Genomic DNA, 16,654 nt, shown 5'->3' with positions numbered 1-16,654 from the left:
TGCAAGGAAACCGGGGCATGACAAGGATACCGCAGATCGGCTCTTGAACCGTTTCGCCCGGATTGCCATTGTCTTTTCGCGCGTTCGCGCAAAGTTTATCTGAGGCCGCCAGGAGACCGACATGACCCAGACCAACAACCGGTTTTTCGACGAGATCGGCCGCCTGATGAACGACGCCGCCGGTGCCGCCCAGGGCGTCAAGCGCGAGTTCGACACCGTGATGCGCACCCAGGCCGAGAAATTCCTGCGCGACATGGACCTGGTCAAGCGCGAGGAATTCGAGGCGGTCAAGGACATGGCCCGCCTCGCCCGCGAGGAGAACGAGGCCCTGAAGGTGCGGATTACAGCGCTGGAGGCTAAGCTGGGCGGGTAGCGCCGGCGTACGGCGCTCTTCCTTACCCTCCCCTGGAGGGGGAGGGTCGATCGCGCGTAGCGCGAGCGGGGTGGGGTGACAGTCTATCCGCGTCGAACAGTGCCCGTGGGGAGGGATCACCCCACCCCGTCTCACATTTCGCTGCGCTCAATGTGAGCCGACCCTCCCCCTCCAGGGGAGGGTAAGAGCCCGGGCTGCCCGCCCATTCTCCTTGTCATTTCCGCATCTTCCGGCTAAAAGCCCGCCAAGTTCGCGGCCCCCGCACCCCTGGAGGCTTGCTGCGAACTGCACCATGGGCCGCGCTGCGGCCCATTAACTTTTGCAAAAACAAGGACTTAGACTATGGCGACGACCGTCAAGGAATTGAAGGCGACCGCACGTCCGAAGAGCGGCAAGGGGGCCGCCCGGGCTGAGCGTCGCGCCGGGAAAGTGCCCGGAGTGATCTATGGCAACAAGCAACCCCCGCTCCCGATCTCGGTTGACGATCGTGAACTGCGCCAGCGCATCCTCGCCGGCCGGTTCCTGACCACGCTGGTCGACATCGACCTCGAGGGCAAGAAGCACCGCGTGATCCCGCGCGACTATCACCTTGATCCGGTCAAGGATTTCCCGATCCATGTCGACTTCATGCGTCTCGGCGAAGGTGCCACCATCCGCATCAGCGTTCCCTTGCATGTGGTGAAAGCGGAAGGTTCGCCCGGCGTGAAGCGCGGCGGCGCCGTCAACATCGTCGCGCATTCGATCGAGCTCGAATGCGGCGTCGAGAGCATCCCGCAATTCATCGAGGCTGATGTCGGCTCACTCGAAATCGGTCACTCGCTCCATCTGTCGGACGTCAAGCTGCCGGCCGGCGTGAAGGCGCTGACCCGCGAGGACGCGACCCTCGTCACCATCGTGCCGCCGTCCGGCTACGCCGAAGAGCAGAAGGCCGCGGCTGCGGCTGCAGCTCCGGGCGCTGCTGCGGCTGCTCCGGCGGCTGGCGCTGCGGCTCCGGCTGCGGGTGCTGCTGCTCCGGCTGCGGCTGCCAAGGCTCCCGCCGGCGGCGACAAGAAGAAGTAATCTCTCAAAGCTGGCGCGCGGTCCTTGATCGCGCGCCGAGCGAGGGGCGCGCCGCGTCATGCGACTCTTTGTTGGGCTCGGCAATCCCGGCGCTAAATACGCACGTAACCGGCACAATGTCGGCTTCATGGCCGTCGACGAGATCGCGCGGCGTCATGGTTTCTCGCCATGGCGCCGTCGTTTTCAGGGCGAGACATCGGAAGGTGCGATCGGCACTGAGCGCGTTATCCTGCTCAAGCCGACGACCTACATGAATGACTCGGGCCGCAGCGTTCAGGAGGCGGCAAGCTTCTTCAAGATCGCGCCGGGCGACGTCACCGTGTTCCACGACGAGCTCGAACTGCCGCCGGGCAAGGTGCGCGTGAAGATCGGCGGCGGCATCGCCGGCCACAACGGCCTGCGCTCGATCTCGGCGCATATCGGCAACGACTATCGCCGGGTCCGGCTCGGCATCGGTCATCCCGGCGTCAAGGAACTGGTGCACGGCCACGTGCTGTCGGACTTCGCCAAGGCCGACAATGACTGGGTGGCGACGCTGTGCGAGGCGGTGGCCGAGCACGCGGCACTGGTTGCCAAAGGCACGGACGCGACCTTCGCCAACAGGGTGCATCTCGCCATGCAGGCGAAGGGATTCTTGACCAAGGACGAGAACGGCAAGGAATAGGGCGCCGTTTTCTCCGTCAAGCCCGGCCATGACGAATACGGATAGAGGACGACCATGGGATTTAAATGCGGGATCGTCGGGTTGCCCAATGTCGGCAAGTCGACCTTGTTCAACGCGCTGACCGAGACGGCCGCTGCGCAGGCCGCGAACTATCCGTTCTGCACCATCGAGCCGAATGTCGGCGAAGTCGCCGTGCCCGATCCGCGGCTCGACAAGCTCTCGGCCATCGCCAAATCGGCGCAGATCATCCCGACCCGGCTGACCTTCGTCGACATTGCCGGCCTCGTGCGCGGCGCTTCCAAGGGTGAAGGCCTCGGCAACCAGTTCCTCGCCAACATCCGCGAGGTCGACGCCATCGCGCATGTCGTGCGCTGCTTCGAGGATTCCGACATCACGCATGTCGAGGGCAAGATCGCCCCGCTCGCCGACATCGAGACCATCGAGACCGAGCTGATGCTCGCCGACCTCGACAGCCTCGAGAAGCGCGTCGACAACCTCACGAAGAAGGCCAAGGGCAACGACAAGGACGCCAAGGAGCAGCTCGACCTCGTCAACCGCACGCTGGTGCTGCTGCGCGAGGGCAAACCCGCCCGCCTCGTCGAGCGCAAGGCGGAGGAGGAGCGGGCCTTCGGGATGCTCGGCCTGCTTTCGTCGAAGCCCGTGCTCTACGTCTGCAATGTCGAGGAAGGCTCGGCCGCCACGGGCAATTCGTTCTCCAAGGCGGTGGAGGAGCAGGCGGCCAAGGAAGGCGCCGTTGCCGTCGTCATCTCCGCCAAGATCGAATCCGAGATCGCCACCATTTCGCGCGAGGAGCGCGCCGACTTCCTGGAGACGCTGGGTCTCGAAGAGGCCGGGCTCGATCGCCTGATCCGCGCCGGCTACACGCTGCTCGACCTCATCACCTATTTCACGGTGGGCCCGAAGGAAGCGCGCGCCTGGACCATCTATCGCGGTACCAAGGCTCCGGGCGCGGCCGGCGTGATCCACACCGACTTCGAGAAGGGTTTTATCCGCGCCGAGACGATTGCGTATGAGGACTATGTCGCGCTGAACGGCGAAGCCGGCGCCCGCGATGCCGGCAAGCTGCGTCTCGAAGGCAAGGAATACGTCGTCGCCGACGGCGACGTGATGCATTTCAGGTTTAATACGTAAGACGCGAAAGAGCGGTGCTGTAGGGTGGGCAAAGCGACTTGTCCGCCGTAGCTCGAAGAGCGAAGGCGGAAGCGTGCCCACCACGTCTCTCTCAAATCGCGAAAGGATGGTGGGCACGGCGCCTTGCGCCTTTGCCCACCCTACGGCCGCCTCACCGCGCCCCGCCGCCCTGGTCGCGGATCGCGCCGAGATGCTCGTTGATGCGGAAGACGATCAGGATCAGCTCCGCGGCGATGCGCGAGAACACGATGCCGACGACGATGCTCGCGATCGATGACAGCAGCACCAGGAAGCCGCCGAACGGGCTGATCGCCATCGTCGCGAGACCGGAGAAGATTCCGGAAAGGCCGAACAGGCAGATCAGTGCGATCACCAGCCAGTAGAAGGTCTTGATGATCGTAGGGGTTATGAATCGGTCCCATTGAAACAGGTCGCTGAATGAAAACATTGCTCTCCCCAGGGCAAATCGGGCCTCGGCCTGCCGGTTGATCCGACTCAAGACCAACGCCGACACCCCATATGTAGCACGAGCCATGCGGGCCGGCGGGTTGAGATTGCCGCAAAGTGCGGCCACAATCTGTCATTCCCTCAAAGCATTCCCGAGATGACCCTGACCTTCGAAGATTTCCCGCCCGGCCGGTTCGGAACATTCGGCCCGCGCCATGTCACCCGCGACGAGATCTTGGCTTTCGCCGCCGAGTTCGATCCGCAGCCGATGCACCTCGATGAGGAGGCCGCGGCCAACAGCATGCTGCGCGGCCTGTCCGGCTCGGGCTGGCACCTCTGCTCGCTGATGATGCGGATGATGGCCGATGGCTTCATCACACGCGCCGCTTCGCTCGGCTCGCCCGGCGTCGACGAGGTGCGTTGGCTGTCACCCTTGCGGCCCGGCGACGATCTCATGCTCGACGTCGACGTGCTGGAGGCGCGCGCCTCGAAGAGCCGGCCGGAGCTCGGCATCGTCAAGTTCAAATGCACGGTGCGCAACGCCAAGGGCGAGGCGCTGTGCGAGATGACCTCGCCGATCCTGATCAAGCGCCGCGAGGGAGCAGTCTGATGCCCTTCTTCGAGGAGATCGAGATCGGCCACCGCCGCGAGATCGGCGCCTACACGTTCACCGCGGAGTCCATCAAGATTTTCGCCGCAAAGTTCGATCCGCAGCGCTTCCACCTCGACGAGGAGGAAGGCAAGAACTCGCTGTTCGGCGGCCTCGCGGCCTCGGGCTGGCATGTCGGCTCGGCCTGCATGAGCCTGCTTGTCGCCGATGGCCAGCGTCTGGCGCGTGAGGCCGCTTCGCGCGGCGAGGAGGTCGCGGTGTGGGGGCCGTCGCCGGGTTTTCGCGACCTGCGCTGGATCAGGCCGGTGCTCGCCGGCGACACCGTCGCCTACGTCAACGAAGTCATCGACAAGCGCAGCTCCGCCTCGCGCCCCGGGTGGGGCATTCTGACGGCCCGCACCACCGGCACCAACCAGCGCGGCGAGGAGGTCTATTCCATCACCGCCAGCGCCTTCGTGCCGATGCGGAAGGGCGATTAGACCTGTTCCAAGATGAACGGTCCAAATGTGTGTGCGAGTGTTGCCCGCGCGCTATGGACGCGATTCCGGGCGGCTGCCATAAGCCTGCTCAACATGATGACCCGCGAAGCAGTTGGCGGAACCATCGAGTTGCTAACCAATTATGAACCTGTCGCTGTCTAATTGAAACGAATTGGGCAGAGAACAGGGGACGAGGACCATGGCAGACCGCGGCGCACTCAAGCTGGTGGGATTTATCTTTGCGACCGCGACGCTGGCAGTGATGCTGGTCGCCGGCATGGTGGTGAAGGGCTATGCCGATGGCGGCTACACCCTGGAAGCCTCGACGGTCGACGCGAGCCGTTAAGGGCTCGTTAACTCTTCGGGGCCGGACGTCCGGCCTCCGCCGTCAGCGGCTATAGACGAACGCCAGCACCGCGATCGCGACCGCCAGCAATCCGACGAAGCGCAGCATGATCGTGCCGAACTGGTTCGGCGCGGGCCGCAGCGGGATAGGGTCCGTATTGTCGGGCCGAATGCTTTCCATCTGAAATGTCCCCGGACCCGGCCGCAAGGCTGCGGGCGCTTGGCATTGGTCGGCGCTGGGGCGCGGAGGGTTCAAAGTGAACCGGGTCGGCTGCATTGACTGTGTGAACGCATGTCCACTGCCCCAATCTTTCGCAGCCACACCCTTCGCTGTCATGCCCCGGCTTGCCGCCTTCGCTGAAGCTTCGGCGGCCGGGCGAGCTTGTGGCCCGGCGTAGCCTTGGCGGAGCCGGGACCGGGGCATCCAGTACGCTGCGGCGTCTCGGCTCTTGCCTCATTGTCTCTGGAATACTGGATCGCCCGATCCCGTCTCCGCCAAGGGCTTCGCCGGGCCAAGAACTCACTCGGCCGCCGAAGCCTTAGCGAAGGCGGCAAGTCGGGCGATGACACCTATTGTGGGGAGCTTGTGCGCATCCAACTCCCCACGAATCAAAACCGCCGCGCCCCTTGCGGAACACGGCGGCTGGTGATGCTTGACGTGAGTGATCAGCTGTTGCGCAGGCCGTCGGCGGCGCGCTTCCACTGCGCGACGTTGTCGGCGATCATGCGGGTCGACTTCATCGCGGCCTGGCTGAGCTGGGCGTAGCCGGAGATCTCGCGCTGGACGCGCTGGCCTTCGGCATGGAGCAGGTCGCGCAGGCTCTCGAGCTCGGAGATCAGGTTCTCGATCTCGGCGAGCGAGGTGCCGGCGACGCGCTGGATCAGCGAGTTGACGTTGGTGACGGTGGCTTCCGCGCTCGGATCGAGCGGCGGCGTGTCGGTGGTTCCCGATGCCGGCCGGCGCAGATAGGCGATGTCGTTGCGGACGAAGTCGCGGATGCCGGCTTCAACTTCCGTCACTGCGGCGAGGTTGGTGTCGACCGTCTCGGTCTCGGTGGCTTCGGTCTTTTCCGGACGCATGGCGTTCATCGTTATTCCCCTGTTCGCGTTGAGCGCGGCGCGAGTGTCCCCCGCACGACGAGTTCGGTCATCCGACTAGGGCGTCGGATTTTGACCGCAACTTGGCCGAGATACGGCAAGGGCGGACGATTCGGGGGCTTTGCCGTGGCGTATGGTTACGAGAGTCTGAACTGCTGGGAAAACGAACCTATCCCGGGATGATGGGAGAGGGGGGCTGGACTGCTACCAGCTCTTCTTGAAGCCCGCCGTCAGGCTCTTGTTGATCGCGCCCTGCGAGGTCTCGCCGACCGAGCCGGAGACGGTGACGTTGTCGAACAGCTTTTGCTCCGCGCCGACCTTGCGCAGCCATTTGTCGTCGGTGGTCAACAGCGACTGGCCCGCGGTGATGCTGGTGCCGGTGTCGGTGAGGGTGACCTTGGCGCTCTGCTCGGTCTCGTAATTGCGCGTGACGTGCCCGCCGATGCCGGGCACCGCGGTGGTGCCCTGCTGGTTGACGCTGTAGCCGTTCTGGAGCGTCAGCGACGTGTCGCTCGACAGCGGCACCGACTTGGTCAGCGATGCCCCGAGCTTGCTCTGCTCGGCGCCGGGATCGACGCGGGCTTCCACCGCGGTCTTGTCCCAGATCGAGCCGGCGCCCGGCGCGGTCGCCGCCGCCCAGGCGCTGCCGGACGATTGCGGCAGGCTGCCGCCATTGGTGGCTTTCTGCGCCAGCAGCTCGGACATCGTTCGCGGCTCGCTCGTCACCGTCATGTCGGCTCCGATGCGGGCGTCCCAGAACGAGGAGACCGACTGCTTCACCGTCACCGCCGAGGAGCCGTTGGCGTTCGCGTTCGACGACCAGTTCAGTCCGTCCTTGGCGGCGGCCTGGGCGCGCTTCTTGGCGGCCATGACGTCGTTGCCGGTGCCGGCGTCGATCGCGAGTTGACTCCAGTCGAGCTTGTCGACGTCGATGCCCTTTAAGATGTCGGGGTCGTTGACGTCGGGGGCTGCGGCGGTCTCTGTGGCTTCGGTCTCGGCCTCGTCGTCAGGCGCCGCCGCCGAGAAGGGCGGGATGATCTGCGCCGAGACCGTCAGAACCGAGCCCAAAATGAATGTGGCCGCCAGCACCGGCAGCCTGGTCCAGCCAAAACCTGTCGAGAATTCCATCGTCCTGCCCGCGAGCCCAGCGCATGCTTGCCGCCACTATAATGCGGCCTTCGGTGATGACCATGCGCCATTCGGTCCACTCAACACATGGTGATCTATCGTTGCGAAATTGTGGCGGCTCGCCTCGGCCAGGGCATGATCCGGACCCGAAGGGCCGCGCCGGCGCAAAGTGTGCAGCGGGTTTTCCCTCGCGACAAACGCGGAACGCGTTTGCGCGGAGCATGCTCAAACCACTGGAATGGCGAACCAACGGGCCGCGCGAAAGGCGCGCGCCCGATGACGAGCTTCGCCACGACGGCATCCGGCGGGGCTGGAGGCCAGGACGCGGGTCGGGCGAGCATCAATCATCGGTCCCGGCAAGCGGGGCCCGTTGGCGTCCCCCTCAGCCGACGCGGGTCATCTTCGGCAGATGAATGGCGCGGCCGAGTGCCTGTTCAACCAGATCGAAGGTGTCGACCAGCACGCGCATGCTGATCAGCTTGCCCGCCCTGAACTGGGCGAACTGCGCCACCCGCAAGCTGATCGGCTTGTCGGAATCCAGCGCGGTCAGCGAATAGCGCAGCATCGAGGCGGCGGAATCCACGCCGAGCATGATGCTCTCGCGGTCGAAGCGGCGGACATGGAAATTGTCGGCGAGCTGGCGGATGACGTCGAGCACGGCGTCCCGGCCCTGGCGCGCGCCGAGGAACGGAAACATGTCGATCGGGCCGTAGATCGCCCACTCGACGTCCTCGTCGATCAGGGCCTCGATGTCCCTGAAATCCCGGTCGTTCACCGCGCGATGCAACGCGCGCGAGAAACGCCAGAGGCTGTGCTCTGTCATTTGGGGGGCGTCCTGAAGCTGGCTTGCAGAAAAAACGGAAAGCAACCCCATGCACAGAAAAGGTGCCGGGGACGCTCAACTCGTTCGTATACAAATAAAATAGGCGATTTCGGCCAAAACGCAATTCACGTTTTCGCAATGCACAATTGATGCGGGTTTGTGAGATTTACAACAGAACCCCGTAATCTCCCGGTCTCCGTTTCACCTGTCCGTAAGAACGGGGCGAGGGAGAAGGATCATCCCCCGTCTACCCGCGCGCCCACGATCAGCGGCCCGATCTCCCGCTCCAGCACCTGCTGCACCAGATCGTAGGAATCGATGATCTCGCGGATCTGCGCCACCAGTCCGCCCCGGAAGCTGTAGAACACCGCCATGTCGAACTGCACGACGCGATCGTTGCTGCGCTTCTTGAAGTAGGTGTGCATGTAGGTCGCGACCTCGTCGCCCTCGGCGAGGATGTGCGGCGCCTTGTAGCGGATTTCGGAATAGCGCGACCAGACCGTCTGCCACAGCTCGCGCAGTTCCTGCTTGCCGTGGCGCGGCACCATGTGCGGCAGCACGTCGATCGGCGCGTGGGTGAGGAAGTCGACGTCGTCGGTGCAGCACGACAGCGCGGCCTCGATATCGCCGCGCGCAAAACTGTCCAGCAGATGCAGCACGCGTTGCCTGTTCAGCGATTCAACCGTCATGCCGCTCCCGCCCTCTTGGGGTGTCGATTGCAAACGCCAATGCGCGCTCCGCGGGTCCATTAATCCGCAAAAACAAAGGTGTCCGGATCATATGACGCGCCGATGCAAGGCCGGGTTCATGAAATGCAATTAGGGATTGCGTACGTAGTCGCCTGCACGATTTCGAGCGGGTTTTCGCGCCCCGCGATGACGCCGCGTGCATGCCGGTGGGCGCGTCCCGCCACACCGGTACGCGGGAACCCGCGCCCGTCGGTGCTCGTTGAGACACCGAAACCGATCCGGAGACATCGATTATGAAATCCCCGCTTCTCACCGTCGCCGCAGCACTTCTGATGCTGGGCGCGACCTCCGCCGCCAACGCCAAGGGCTGCATCAAGGGCGCGGTCGTCGGCGGCGTCGCCGGCCACTATGCCGGCCATCACGGCGTCCTGGGCGCCGCCGCCGGCTGCCTCTACGGCAGGCATCACGCCAAGGAGCAGGAAAAGCAGCAGCAACAGCAGGGACAGGTGAACGGGCAGGGGAAGCTGTAGGCGCGAACGGCACCACATGCGCCCTCGTCATTCCGGGGCGCCGCAAAGCGGCGAGCCCGGAATCTATAGCCACGACAAGCGCGGACGATACTCCGTCGCCCTACCTCTTCTTCCACCCACCCCGCCGTCCCGGCTGCCCACCCGTCGACTTCGGCGCCGGCCCGAACTCCGGCCCGGACTGCCTTGAATCCGTCGGCTGGATGATCCGGCTCGTGCTGCCGAACGGCTTTGCCGGCAGGCTCGGGTTTTCGCGGTAGGGCAACGACTCCGGGCCGTGCATCTCGTCGAGATGCGGCTTGTGCACCTTCGAGCCGCTGCCGCCACCGCTGGCTTTCAGTGCGGAGCTCACGGTTTTCTTCTTCATCGCGCTGACGGGCAGGTTGGCGGCGTCGCCGTACTTCTTGGTGCCGGCATAGGCGCCGGCCTTGCCCTGCACGGTGCGCTGCTTGACGGTGGGGTCGTCGACCACCGCGAGCTCGGTGGCGCGCAGGCGCTTGACTTCGTCGCGCAGGCGGGCGGCTTCCTCGAAGTTCAGATCGGCGGCGGCCTCGCGCATCCTTGTTTCGAGATCGGCGAGCACGGCTTCGAAATTGTGGCCGATCGAGATGACGTCATCGGTCATGTCGTGGCCGCCGACCTCGACCAGCACGTGGTCGCGCTCGTAGACCGAGTTGAGGATGTCGCCGATCTGCTTCTTCACGCTCTCCGGCGTGATGCCGTTGGCGGTGTTGTACTCGACTTGCTTTTCGCGGCGCCGGTTGGTTTCCGCAATGGCGCGCTCCATCGAGCCCGTCATCTGGTCGGCATAGAGGATCACCTTGCCGTCGACGTTGCGCGCGGCGCGGCCGATGGTCTGAATCAAGGACGTTTCACTGCGCAAAAAGCCTTCCTTGTCGGCGTCAAGGATCGCGACCAGCGCGCATTCGGGAATGTCGAGGCCTTCGCGCAAGAGGTTGATGCCGACCAGCGCGTCGAAGGCGCCCAAGCGAAGATCCCGGATGATCTCGATACGCTCGATGGTGTCGATATCGGAGTGCATGTAGCGAACGCGAATACCCTGCTCATGCAGATATTCGGTGAGGTCCTCCGCCATGCGCTTGGTCAGCACCGTGATCAGCGAGCGATAGCCTGCCTGGGCGGTGGCGCGGACCTCGCCGACGAGATCGTCGACCTGGGTGCGAGCGGGGCGGATATTAACGGGAGGATCAATAAGTCCGGTCGGTCGGATCACCTGCTCGACGAACACGCCGCCGCTTTCGTTCAGCTCCCAGCCGCTCGGCGTCGCCGACACCGCGACCGTCTGCGGCCGCATCATGTCCCACTCCTCGAAGCGGAGCGGGCGGTTGTCCATGCAGGAGGGCAGGCGGAAGCCGTATTCGGCGAGCGTCGCCTTGCGGCGGAAGTCGCCGCGGAACATGCCGCCGATCTGCGGCACGGTGACGTGGCTCTCGTCGGCGAATACCAGCGCATTGTCGGGGACGTATTCGAACAGCGTCGGCGGCGGCTCGCCGGGCAGGCGCCCGGTGAGATAGCGCGAATAGTTCTCGATGCCGGCGCAGCTTCCGGTCGCCTCCATCATCTCGAGGTCGAAGGTGGTGCGCTGCTCCAGCCGCTGCGCCTCCAAGAGGCGGCCCTGGTCGTGCAGCTGGTCGAGCCGCTGCTTCAGCTCCGATTTGATCGACTTGATCGCCTGCACAAGCGTCGGGCGCGGCGTCACGTAGTGCGAGTTGGCGTACATCTTGATGAATTCGAGCTCGTCCTGTTTGTGGCCGGTGAGCGGATCGAACTCCTCGATGGTCTCGATGGTGTCGCCGAACAGGTTTACGCGCCAGGCCCGGTCCTCATAGTGCGCCGGGAAGATGTCGATGACGTCGCCGCGCACGCGAAACGTGCCGCGGGTGAAATCGGCCTGGGTGCGCTTGTACTGGAGGGCGACGAGGTCGGCGATCAGCTGGCGCTGGTCGATGCGCTCGCCCTTCTTCAGCGCGAAGGTCATCGCGGTGTAGGTCTCGACCGAGCCGATACCGTAGATGCAGGACACCGACGCCACGATGATGACGTCGTCGCGTTCGAGCAGCGCGCGCGTCGCCGAGTGGCGCATGCGGTCGATCTGCTCGTTGATCGAGGAGTCCTTCTCGATGTAGGTGTCCGTGCGCGGGACGTAGGCTTCCGGCTGGTAGTAGTCGTAATAGCTGACGAAATATTCGACCGCGTTATCGGGGAAGAAGCTCCTGAACTCGCCGTAGAGCTGGGCGGCCAGCGTCTTGTTCGGCGCCAGGATGATAGCGGGCCGCTGCGTCGCCTCGATCACCTTGGCCATGGTGTAGGTCTTGCCGGAGCCGGTGACGCCGAGCAGCACCTGCGAGCGGTCGTTACGCTGGATCCCTTCGACCAGCTCGGCGATCGCGGTCGGCTGGTCGCCGCGCGGCTGGTACGGCGATTTGATCTCGAAGCGCACCCCGCCTTCGGACTTTTCCGGGCGCGGCGGGCGGTGCGGCGTCCACACCTTGGTGGAGCCGTCGTCCCTGCGGAACTCCGGCCGGCCCTCGCGGATCAGCGATTCCAGCGCGTCGGCGGTCGCCTTGACGCCGAGCGCCTCCATCTTGGTGCGCGGCGGACGCGCCAGCGCTTCGGCGTCGTCCTCCTCGGTGGGAAGCCCGAGCTGCCGCGCCAGTTCCGGATCGAGCGTCGGGATCGTGGCCGCGGTGCCGTAATTGGCCTGCGGCGCTTCTTCAAAGCCTTCGGTGGTCGCGCGCGCGCCCGGCGGCTGCGGATTCGGCCGCAGCGGCATCGGCTTGGCATTATCCTGCGGAAACTCCTTTGGCGTCGAGGCCCGTGCGCGATGGGCGGCAGCCTCGCCCCCGGCGCGGCGGTCGCGCGAATTGTCCGGCGGCGGCTGCAGCCCGGTGCCCGATCCCAGCCCGGCATCGCCGCGATTGATCGCGGGATTGAGCAACTCGGCCAGCGCCGGCCCGATCGGCTGCACGTCAGGCCGGTGCGCCTTGGAGTTCGGGGCCTTGGATTTGGGGGATTTCGGGGGAGCAGGTTTCTTCGCCATGCCCCGAATATGGGACGAGTCAGCCCTTCAGAAAAGAGCGAAGGTACGTCCGTGCGCAGGCTGCTGACAGCAGGTTGGCAGCAGCCTCTTTAAGCCGCCGGCGGCGGGGCCTCGTCGTCGTTGCTCGCCCGGTGCGGCTCGAGGATGTCGAGATGGATCCCGCCGCAATCGGTGCAGCGCATGGTCCAGTACTCGCACCCCGCGCGGCCGCCGATCACGCGAAGCACCGCGAGATCGCCATCGCATTCGGGACATTTCGACAGCACATTGCGGGCATAGATTCTCGGCCGCGGCGTGTCTTCGAATTCGATGACTGACATGACCGGTTCCCCCTTTATGCTGCGCTGTCCCTTGGTTCGCTTGGAGTCCCGCGCTTATTCGTCGTCGCTGTCGTCGGCCCGCCGGCGGAAGCGATCGATGTGGTGCTTGGCATCGGCGATCGCCGCGTTCTGATCCGGCCAGGCGAAACCGACTTCCATGGCCGGAAACAGCACGCCGTCGATGGCGAGGGGGCTGAGATCGGCGCGGCGGATGCGGGCATGCCAGAGGCCTTTGCCGGCCTCGAAGGATTCGATGTCAAAGCCGTCGTAGATGGTCGTCATTGTAGTCCCCAAATGTTCCGTAAGTGTCTTGTTGAAGAGTCAGGGGACCACGTTTGGCGGGTTCAGTATGTGAAGCCATTCACAAGCGGCCGGCTTTTTTGCCTAAGGGCCTCGTGGAACGGGCGTCAGTTCCGTGGCGCGGCGCGGCCGATCCGCCTGGCGGGGCGTGCGGCGGGCTCCGAGGCCGCCCGCATGATCCAGCGCCGGAACGCGGCGAAGTCGCGCTGCTCGGTCTGAAAACTGCGATACAGCAGGTACCAGCGCATGCCCTTGGGAACCGAGAGATCGAACGGCGCGACCAGCCGGCCGGCGGCGAGATCGTCGTCGATATAGGGCCGGATGCCCATGGCGATGCCGAGGCCGTCGGCGGCGGCCTGGAGCGCCTGGCCGTAGAACTGGAATTCCGGTCCGCGCGCGTTGATGCGGGTGAGGTTCGCCGCCTTGAGCCAGATCGGCCAATCCTCCGGCGAATGCGTGACGCGGATCAGGCCTGGCCCTTTGAGGTCGGCGGGCCGCTTCAGGCCGGTGGCGAGGCGGGGCACGCAGACCGGCGTGAGGTCGCCGGCGAACAAGGGCTCGGCGACCAGGCCGGGCCAGTCGCCGGTGCCGAGCTTGATGCCGCAGCTCCAGTCCTCGCCGAATGGGACCTCGGCACCACCGGTGGTGAAGCGCACCTCGATGTCGGGCTCCTCGCTGCGAAACTCCGACAGCCGCGGGATCAGCCAGCGCATCGCAAAGGTGTGGCCGACGCCGATGGTGAGTACGCGGACGCTGGAGGGCGCCGTCACCTGCGCGGTGAGGCTTGCCAGCGCGTCGAAGATCGGCGTCAGCCCGCCTTGATAGGCGCGGCCTGCCTGCGTCAGCACGAGCTTGTTGGCCTTGCGCTCGAACAGCGCGACGCCGAGACGTTCCTCCAGCAGATGCACCATGCGGCTGACGGCCGCCGCCGACACGCTGAGCTCGAGCCCGGCCGCCGCAAAACTGCCGGTCCGCGCCGCCGCCTCGAATGCCTTGATGCCGTTGAGAAACAGCAGCCGCCGCAAATGACCCACCCTCAGGAAAGCTGATGCAAGGCCAAGATAACTCAGTTTGCGAAGCTAGGGCAAGCGAGGCACAAGAATGAGAGTAATTCCAAGTTGTGTTTCGGGGCCGCCGCCGCGTTCTTCGTCTCTCCCCGCACGCGGGGAGAGGCCGGAGTTTGCGAGAGCAAATTCCGGGTGAGGGGACTCTCCGCGAGCCCCTCTGCCACCTTCCTTGCGGAGACTCCCCCCTCGCCCCAGCCTCTCCCCGCAAGCGGGGCGAGGGAGTGATGCACTCTGCGTCCCTGACTTGAACCGTACCCCAGGAGATTCCGCCCGTGACGCCCATCATGATCGCTGCCCTTGGATTGCTGATGGTCGCCACCGCGTTCCTGTCGGGGCTGTTCGGCATGGCGGGCGGGTTGATCCTGATCGGCGTGCTGCTGGCGCTGATGCCGCTGCCGACCGCGATGGTGCTGCATGCGATCACGCAGATGGCCTCGAACGGCTGGCGCGCTTTCCTCTGGCGCGCGCATATCCGCTGGCGGCCGGTCGCGAACTACATGGTCGGCGCAGCCGTCGCGCTCGCGGCCTGGTCGCTCACCCGCTACGTGCCGGACAAGCCGATGGCGCTGCTGCTGCTCGGCGTCACCCCGTTCATGGCGCGGCTGCTGCCGTCGAACATCAAGCCGGATCCTGACCGTCTCTGGCAGGGCACCGTCTATGGCACGATCTGCATGGGCCTGATGCTGATGACCGGCGTGTCGGGCCCGTTGCTCGACACCTTCTTTCTCGGCGGCGATTTCGGCCGGCGTGAGAAGGTGGCGACCAAGGCGATGTGCCAGCTCGTCAGTCATTTCACCAAGCTCGTCTATTTCGGCGGCATCATCGACCAGGCCGCGAGCCTCGATCCCGTGCTCGCCGGCGTCGCGATTCTCGCCTCGATGCTCGGCACCACGCTGGCGCGGCGCATCCTCGAAGCCATGACCGACCAGCAATTCGTGGCCTGGTCGAACAAGCTGATCACCACCATCGCTTGCTACTATATGGCCTATGGCGGCTGGCTGCTGGTTCGCACGCCGGTGCTGGCGGCCTTCGACAAGGGAGGTTTGCAATGAGCGAGACGGCCGATCCGCTGGTGCTGGACTTCGTCGAATGGGTCGCGCGCGAGCCGCGCGCCTATGCCGAGGTGATCGCGACCTGGAAGACCTCGTGCCCGCGTCTCACCATCTGGGAAGACGCCGCCGAGCGCGGCTACGTCACCCGTGACACGCTGCCCGGTGTGGGGCTGATCATCGCGGTGACGACGGACGGCGAGAGGTTGCTGCGCACGAACGGGCGGTGACACACACCTCCGCCTCCACATCGTCATTGCGAGCGCAAGCGAAGCAATCCAGAATGGGAGACCCTCACCCTGAGGAGCGCGCATCTTGCGCGCGTCTCGAAGGGCGAGGCCGAGATCGGGCCTTCATCCTTCGAGACGCGCGTTCCGCGCTCCTCAGGATGAGGGTCTGGCAGGGAAGGCCTTTCATGTCGCTCAAGCTCTTCGAACTCGTCGGTACCGATGCTGCGCGCCCGTTCAGCCCATATTGCTGGCGCACGCGGATGGCGCTGGCGCACAAGGGCCTGTCGGCGGAATCGCTGCCCTGGCGCTTCACCGAGAAGGGCGCGATTTCGCCGCACGGCTCGGAGAAGGTCCCGGTGCTCCTGCATCATGACAAGCCCGTGATCGATTCCTGGGCGATCGCGAACTATCTCGAAGACAATTTTCCAGACCAGCCGTCGCTGTTCGGCGGCGAGGGCGGCCGCGCCATGGCGCGCATGCTCAATGCCTGGGGCGACATCGCCATCGTCGGCGGCCTCTCTCTGCTGATCGTCGCCGACATCCCGAAAAACCTCGGCCAGGTCGACGCCGCCTATTTCCGCCAGTCGCGTGAGGCGCGGTTCGGCAAGCCCCTGGAAGAGGTCCAGGCGAGCCGCGAGACCGGCGTCGTCGCGTTCCTCAAGTCGCTCGAAGTAATGCGGCAGACGTTCAAGACGCAGGCCTATCTCGGCGGCAGCGCGCCGAACTATGCCGACTATATCGTGTTCGGCGGTTTTCAATGGGCGCGTGTGGTGAGCCCGTTCAGGCTGCTGGAAGTGGATGATCCCGTCTATGCGTGGCGCGAAAAACTGCTCGACGCGTTCGACGGCATGGCGCGGAAGTCGCCGGGGCACGCGGTGTAGCTTCGTAGCCCGGATGGAGCGCAGCGAAATCCGGGATTGGTGCCCGCGGAAGGATTCCCGGATTACGCTTGCGCTCCATCCGGGCTACGCGCTTCTGCCGCCGCCTTCCTCAGACATTCCCGGCACAAACAATCCTCGCCCTTGACTGGCATCGGCAGCCGCGCCGTTTCCTCCGCGCACCAGCAGTTTCCCGAGAGATCGCAGCCGAACTCGGTGCCGCAACGGGAGCAGGCGAGGCGGCGCGGTTCCGGCAAGGGAAAATCGGAGGGAAATTCTTTCGGATTTGTCATGATTTGCCCAAACGCTGCGCCGTCATTTTCATGCCGGGTTCATCTCCCGCTACGGTATATTA

The 16,654-nt window shown here is 65.1% G+C and carries 22 protein-coding genes; 11 read left to right on the top strand and 11 right to left on the bottom strand.

The genetic code is table 11. The features are described 5' to 3' along the window. Positions 1-121 precede the first annotated feature (121 nt). The 4 genes from AB7531_RS37700 (at position 122) to ychF (ending at position 3,248) form a co-directional block, all read left to right on the top strand. Positions 122-373 (top strand): accessory factor UbiK family protein, encoded by a 252-nt coding sequence (locus AB7531_RS37700; protein WP_063985554.1) that lies wholly within the window; start codon positions 122-124, stop codon positions 371-373. A 342-nt stretch (positions 374-715) separates the two neighbouring features. Then, positions 716-1,432 (top strand): 50S ribosomal protein L25/general stress protein Ctc, encoded by a 717-nt coding sequence (locus AB7531_RS37695; RefSeq protein WP_063985553.1) that lies wholly within the window; start codon positions 716-718, stop codon positions 1,430-1,432. Between the two features lie 58 nt (positions 1,433-1,490). Further along, positions 1,491-2,096 (top strand): aminoacyl-tRNA hydrolase, encoded by a 606-nt coding sequence (gene pth / locus AB7531_RS37690; protein WP_063985552.1) that lies wholly within the window; start codon positions 1,491-1,493, stop codon positions 2,094-2,096. A 54-nt stretch (positions 2,097-2,150) separates the two neighbouring features. Then, a complete protein-coding gene (gene ychF, locus AB7531_RS37685) occupies positions 2,151-3,248 on the top strand; it encodes a redox-regulated ATPase YchF (protein ID WP_028151572.1) in 1,098 nt (365 codons plus the stop codon). Between the two features lie 151 nt (positions 3,249-3,399). Here the strand turns inward: ychF and AB7531_RS37680 are convergent, their stop codons facing one another. Then, positions 3,400-3,696 (bottom strand): DUF4282 domain-containing protein, encoded by a 297-nt coding sequence (locus tag AB7531_RS37680; protein ID WP_063985551.1) that lies wholly within the window; start codon positions 3,694-3,696, stop codon positions 3,400-3,402. Between the two features lie 156 nt (positions 3,697-3,852). Between AB7531_RS37680 and AB7531_RS37675 the strand changes: the two genes are divergently transcribed. The 3 genes from AB7531_RS37675 (at position 3,853) to AB7531_RS37665 (ending at position 5,130) form a co-directional block, all read left to right on the top strand. Then, positions 3,853-4,305, top strand: a complete 453-nt coding sequence (locus AB7531_RS37675; RefSeq protein WP_063985550.1) for a MaoC family dehydratase — start codon at positions 3,853-3,855, stop codon at positions 4,303-4,305. Further along, positions 4,305-4,784 (top strand): MaoC family dehydratase, encoded by a 480-nt coding sequence (locus tag AB7531_RS37670; protein WP_063985549.1) that lies wholly within the window; start codon positions 4,305-4,307, stop codon positions 4,782-4,784. Before AB7531_RS37675 ends, AB7531_RS37670 begins: the two co-directional genes overlap by 1 nt. 199 nt (positions 4,785-4,983) lie before the next feature. Continuing rightward, positions 4,984-5,130, top strand: coding sequence for a hypothetical protein (locus AB7531_RS37665; protein ID WP_166103493.1), 147 nt, complete (start codon positions 4,984-4,986; stop codon positions 5,128-5,130). A 42-nt stretch (positions 5,131-5,172) separates the two neighbouring features. On the opposite strand, the gene AB7531_RS37660 is transcribed toward AB7531_RS37665, so the two are convergent. From AB7531_RS37660 to AB7531_RS37640, 5 genes are all read right to left on the bottom strand, one after another. Then, positions 5,173-5,310, bottom strand: coding sequence for a hypothetical protein (locus tag AB7531_RS37660; RefSeq protein ID WP_014492018.1), 138 nt, complete (start codon positions 5,308-5,310; stop codon positions 5,173-5,175). A gap of 485 nt (positions 5,311-5,795) precedes the next feature. Further along, positions 5,796-6,218, bottom strand: coding sequence for a hypothetical protein (locus tag AB7531_RS37655; protein WP_063985548.1), 423 nt, complete (start codon positions 6,216-6,218; stop codon positions 5,796-5,798). Between the two features lie 213 nt (positions 6,219-6,431). Continuing rightward, positions 6,432-7,355 (bottom strand): hypothetical protein, encoded by a 924-nt coding sequence (locus tag AB7531_RS37650; RefSeq protein WP_063985547.1) that lies wholly within the window; start codon positions 7,353-7,355, stop codon positions 6,432-6,434. Between the two features lie 382 nt (positions 7,356-7,737). Beyond that, positions 7,738-8,178 carry a nuclear transport factor 2 family protein gene (locus AB7531_RS37645; protein WP_063985546.1) on the bottom strand — a complete coding sequence of 147 codons (441 nt, stop codon included), beginning with the start codon at positions 8,176-8,178 and terminating at the stop codon, positions 7,738-7,740. Between the two features lie 236 nt (positions 8,179-8,414). After that, on the bottom strand, positions 8,415-8,867 hold the full coding sequence (locus AB7531_RS37640) for a nuclear transport factor 2 family protein (RefSeq protein WP_063985545.1): 453 nt from the start codon (positions 8,865-8,867) through the stop codon (positions 8,415-8,417). Positions 8,868-9,160: 293 nt separating this feature from the next. Between AB7531_RS37640 and AB7531_RS37635 the strand changes: the two genes are divergently transcribed. Further along, the gene (locus AB7531_RS37635; RefSeq protein ID WP_028151579.1) at positions 9,161-9,397 is read left to right on the top strand and encodes a hypothetical protein; all 237 of its coding nucleotides are present in this window, start codon (positions 9,161-9,163) and stop codon (positions 9,395-9,397) included. A 100-nt stretch (positions 9,398-9,497) separates the two neighbouring features. Here the strand turns inward: AB7531_RS37635 and uvrB are convergent, their stop codons facing one another. The 4 genes from uvrB to AB7531_RS37615 form a co-directional block, all read right to left on the bottom strand. Next, complete coding sequence (uvrB, locus tag AB7531_RS37630) at positions 9,498-12,455, bottom strand: excinuclease ABC subunit UvrB (RefSeq protein ID WP_084795307.1); 2,958 nt, start codon at positions 12,453-12,455, stop codon at positions 9,498-9,500. Positions 12,456-12,544: 89 nt separating this feature from the next. Next, positions 12,545-12,775 carry a hypothetical protein gene (locus AB7531_RS37625; RefSeq protein ID WP_063985544.1) on the bottom strand — a complete coding sequence of 77 codons (231 nt, stop codon included), beginning with the start codon at positions 12,773-12,775 and terminating at the stop codon, positions 12,545-12,547. A gap of 54 nt (positions 12,776-12,829) precedes the next feature. After that, positions 12,830-13,057 carry a hypothetical protein gene (locus tag AB7531_RS37620; RefSeq protein WP_063985543.1) on the bottom strand — a complete coding sequence of 76 codons (228 nt, stop codon included), beginning with the start codon at positions 13,055-13,057 and terminating at the stop codon, positions 12,830-12,832. 125 nt (positions 13,058-13,182) lie between these two features. Continuing rightward, positions 13,183-14,100, bottom strand: a complete 918-nt coding sequence (locus AB7531_RS37615) for a LysR substrate-binding domain-containing protein (protein ID WP_063985542.1) — start codon at positions 14,098-14,100, stop codon at positions 13,183-13,185. A gap of 314 nt (positions 14,101-14,414) precedes the next feature. On the opposite strand from AB7531_RS37615, the gene AB7531_RS37610 reads away from it, so the two are divergent. The 3 genes from AB7531_RS37610 (at position 14,415) to AB7531_RS37600 (ending at position 16,302) form a co-directional block, all read left to right on the top strand. Then, entirely contained in the window at positions 14,415-15,194 is a 780-nt protein-coding gene (locus tag AB7531_RS37610) for a sulfite exporter TauE/SafE family protein (RefSeq protein WP_063985541.1), read from the top strand. Further along, complete coding sequence (locus tag AB7531_RS37605; RefSeq protein ID WP_063985540.1) at positions 15,191-15,421, top strand: hypothetical protein; 231 nt, start codon at positions 15,191-15,193, stop codon at positions 15,419-15,421. Before AB7531_RS37610 ends, AB7531_RS37605 begins: the two co-directional genes overlap by 4 nt. 185 nt (positions 15,422-15,606) lie before the next feature. Further along, complete coding sequence (locus AB7531_RS37600; protein WP_441280250.1) at positions 15,607-16,302, top strand: glutathione S-transferase family protein; 696 nt, start codon at positions 15,607-15,609, stop codon at positions 16,300-16,302. Positions 16,303-16,364: 62 nt separating this feature from the next. Here the strand turns inward: AB7531_RS37600 and AB7531_RS37595 are convergent, their stop codons facing one another. After that, complete coding sequence (locus tag AB7531_RS37595; protein WP_084795306.1) at positions 16,365-16,592, bottom strand: cysteine-rich CWC family protein; 228 nt, start codon at positions 16,590-16,592, stop codon at positions 16,365-16,367. Positions 16,593-16,654 lie beyond the last annotated feature (62 nt).

It is taken from the genome of Bradyrhizobium sp. 63_E2_N1_3 (assembly GCF_052076005.1).
In the GTDB taxonomy this organism is placed as follows: domain Bacteria; phylum Pseudomonadota; class Alphaproteobacteria; order Rhizobiales; family Xanthobacteraceae; genus Bradyrhizobium; species Bradyrhizobium barranii.
Note: the sequence above shows the minus strand (reverse complement) of the source record. Positions and strands in the feature narration are given on the sequence as shown.